Origin of the sequence: Ilumatobacter sp. (genome assembly GCF_041688325.1) — a bacterium.
In the GTDB taxonomy this organism is placed as follows: domain Bacteria; phylum Actinomycetota; class Acidimicrobiia; order Acidimicrobiales; family Ilumatobacteraceae; genus Ilumatobacter_A.
In genome coordinates, this window is the sequence record NZ_JBDNIJ010000157.1 from 1 (window position 1) to 3,400 (window position 3,400).

General features: G+C 60.1%; 2 protein-coding genes. One reads left to right on the top strand and one right to left on the bottom strand.

Annotated elements, in window-relative coordinates; genetic code table 11:
• Positions 1-341: 341 nt before the first annotated feature.
• Positions 342-1,283 carry a cyclase family protein gene (locus tag ACH2EI_RS10080; protein WP_395154271.1) on the bottom strand — a complete coding sequence of 314 codons (942 nt, stop codon included), beginning with the start codon at positions 1,281-1,283 and terminating at the stop codon, positions 342-344.
• A gap of 326 nt (positions 1,284-1,609) precedes the next feature.
• Between ACH2EI_RS10080 and ACH2EI_RS10085 the strand changes: the two genes are divergently transcribed.
• Positions 1,610-3,235, top strand: coding sequence for an AMP-binding protein (locus ACH2EI_RS10085; RefSeq protein ID WP_395159910.1), 1,626 nt, complete (start codon positions 1,610-1,612; stop codon positions 3,233-3,235).
• The last annotated feature ends 165 nt before the right edge of the window (positions 3,236-3,400 follow it).

Genomic DNA, 3,400 nt, shown 5'->3' on the forward strand with positions numbered 1-3,400 from the left:
AACCGCATGACTTCGAGATCGCCGTCGAGCAGTTGACCCGGCTGTACTGCAATGCACTGGGCCTCGAGTGCCACCTCGACCGCAAACCCGACGACTGATTGTCCGACCCGCTACGGCGAGCCCGCCTCGTGCATTCGCCGCCGAAGGACACCACTACGAGGTGGCCGGATAGCCGAGGTCACCCATGACGTACGGCCATCACACCCTTGTCTGCATGGTCGCGGGCTTGACGATCGTCACTGGAACCTGCGCTCCGCTGAATCCGATCATGATGCAAGAGGCACCACTCAGCGCAAGACGCCGCGTCTGGACTTCGCCAGAACACGGCGCCCGTGGCTGTCCTACTTGATCGCCTGAGGGTTCACCGGTGACCCGACCGAACCTGTCACCGTCAGTGGCGGCGCAACGAGCATGAACTCATACACCCCGTCGTCGGCGCAGTCCTTGGCAAGCTCCTCCATATCCCACATTTCGCCGAGGTGGATACCGGCATTCACCAGCATGATGATGTGGAGAGGCTGGAAGACGTCAGCAGTCTCGTTGGGGAGAACTTCTGTGCCCCATGTGTCTGTGGACACGGCAGCTACGTGACGCGGGCAGAAGAAGTCGGACGCACTAATGGCGAGGCCCGGAGCCGGGCCACCAGCAAAGTCGCCCCATTCGCCGGCCAGCCGGCGTTCCTCCAATTGTCCGGTTCTGACCAGTACAAAGTCTCCTTCGCCAACCGTGACCCCCTGCTGCGCAGCGCATCCTTCGAGGTCGGCGGCCTCAATGGGCTCGCTGGTGGCGAGCGCCGCTTTGCCCTTGTAGCGGGCGATGTCCAGGAGGACGCCTCGACCGACGGCGCGGTCCTTAATGTTCGTGATGCTGTTCTTCAGCGCTCCGTGGCTGTTGACCTGGTCGGTGCCGTACCCGTTGTACATCTGGCCGTCGTGGTAGATGTGCGCCAAGGCGTCCCATTGAGTTGAAGACTGCAGGACCAGGTAGGCGGCGTCGTCTGTGTAACGCAACGTTGCAATGTGATCCTGGGCCCCGGAGGCAATGTCGCCACCGTCCTGGAGCATCACGTGCACGGGGTTGATTCGCCCGAAGGACCCGTTCATGGGTCCGTCTGCGTCGAGGGGCAGGGCGAGCGAAAATACCTTTCCCTTGCGGACGAGCGCGCTGGCTGCGATGACCATCTCCTGGGTAACAAAATTCATGGAACCAAGTTCGTCATCTGGTCCCCACTTGCCCCAGTTCCTATATTCGGCGGACTTCTGTAGGACCGTGTTGATGTCCATGTTCGGGTGTCTCCCTCTTTGAAAGTAAACCGGCGCCGGGCGGTGCCATACGCGGGAAAGGCAGGTCGAGCACACGCCCGAGCGGCAGCTCTCCAGCACTTCCATTCTCCAGGGCGCGACGCACCGATGTCAAGCATCACATTCAATTACGAACAACGCCGCTCGCTCAGTTTGACCAAAGAGAGCTCGGCCAGTAATATCTATTTCGGATAGAGTTCAACTGGATACGCAGAATTAGATGTAGCCCAGCGGCATCAGAACGAGCCTTGGAGGCGAAGAAAATGGAATATTCCGATCGGCCCTGGTTGCACCTTTACGACGAAGGAATGGCGCACGACATCGAGCCCGAGTTCCTCACGGCCCTCGCGATGTTTCAGGCCGCTGCTGCGAAGTTTCCCGATCGGGATCTCACTCGCTACTTCGACGGCGCGCTGACGATGGCCGAGGTCGACCGAATGACCGATGCGCTGGCTGCCGGGCTTCGGGCCCATGGTTTCCAACCGGGCGATCGGCTCGCTGTATTTCTCCAAAACGTCCCGCAGTTCTTGCTGTCGATGCTCGCCGCCTGGAAAGCAGGCGGGATGTTGGTGCCGATCAACCCGATGAACAAAGAGCGCGAGGTCGAGTACCATCTGGTCGACTCTGGAGCAACGGTCTTGGTTGCTCTCGAGTCCTTGTACGCAGACGTTGCCGCTGAGGTTGTGGATTCCGGACGCACGAACGTGCGTGCCGTCTTCACGACAAATGAACTCGACCTGCTCGGCGACGAGACGCCTCCGGCACTCTTTGCGGATTCCATCAAGCAGCGGATCGACGGGACTTTCGATCTGCTCGAGATCATCAACAGCCATGACGGCGAGAAACTCGAGACCCCCGAACTTGGGCCAGACGACATCGCTATCATCGCGTACACGTCCGGCACGACCGGTCCCCCGAAGGGTGCGACCAACACCCATTCGAACGTGGTGTTCAACTCCACTGCCTACCGCGACTGGGTCTACCTGTCCGAAGAGGATGTGGTGCTCGGTGTTGCACCGTTGTTCCATATCACCGGACTGATAGCTGGACTCACTCTCGCTTTCCTTGTGCCGATGCCGCTGGTGTTGGGTTACAGGTTCGATATCTCATCGATGCTCGATCTCATCGATCGCCACCGCCCCACGTTCACCATCGGGGCGATCACCGTGTTCATCGCCTTGGCGAACGATCCGGACGCTGCGAAACGTGATTTCAGGTCGCTGACCAGGGTCTACAGCGGAGGCGCCGCAATCGCTCCGTCGGTGGCGGACCGCATGGAAGCTGAACTTGGCCTGTACATCCGCAACGCTTACGGGCTAACGGAAACAACGTCGCCCTCTCACCTGGTGCCGTTCAACCGAAGGGCTCCCGTGGACAAGACGACCGGTGCGCTCTCGGTGGGCGTACCGATCTACAACACCGTGGTGCGTGTCGTCGATGATGAGGGAAACAGTGTGCCTTTCGGAGAGATCGGCGAATTCGTCACGCGCGGACCACAGGTCGTGAGCAGCTACTGGGGAAAGCCCGCCGAGACAGAACATGCGCTTCCCAACGGCGAACTGTTCACCGGTGACGTTGGATTCATGAATTCGGACGGCTGGTTCTTCGTCGTCGATCGCAAGAAGGACCAGATCAACGCTTCCGGATACAAGGTCTGGCCACGTGAGGTCGAGGACGTACTGTACGAACACCCCGCGGTCCGAGAGGCTGCAGTTGTTGGCGTGGCGGATGAGTATCGCGGCGAGACGGTCAAAGCCTTCGTCAGCCTTCGTCCTGATGTGGCGGTCACCGAGAACGAACTCATTGCCTTTTGCAAGGAGCGGATGGCCGCCTACAAATATCCCCGTGTGGTCGAGATCGTTGACGAGCTACCCAAGACCGTCACCGGCAAGATTCTTCGCCGACAGCTGCGCCCTGAAGCGAACGGCTCCTGAAGCGCTTCTGAATCTCTCCTTCCCACGCCGTTCCGTTCCATCGAAGGGCTCCCGTGGACAAGGCGTCCGGTGCGCCCTCGGTCGGTGTGTCGATCTACAACGCCATGGTGGGGACCACAAGTGGTGACCAGCTACTGAGAGAAGTTCGCCGAGTCAGAACATGCG

Excerpts from the sequence above, each read along its gene's own strand:
- ACH2EI_RS10080 (WP_395154271.1), bottom strand. The coding sequence starts at position 1,283 with ATGGACATCAACACGGTCCTACAGAAGTCCGCCGAATATAGGAACTGG.
- ACH2EI_RS10085 (WP_395159910.1), top strand. The coding sequence starts at position 1,610 with ATGGCGCACGACATCGAGCCCGAGTTCCTCACGGCCCTCGCGATGTTT.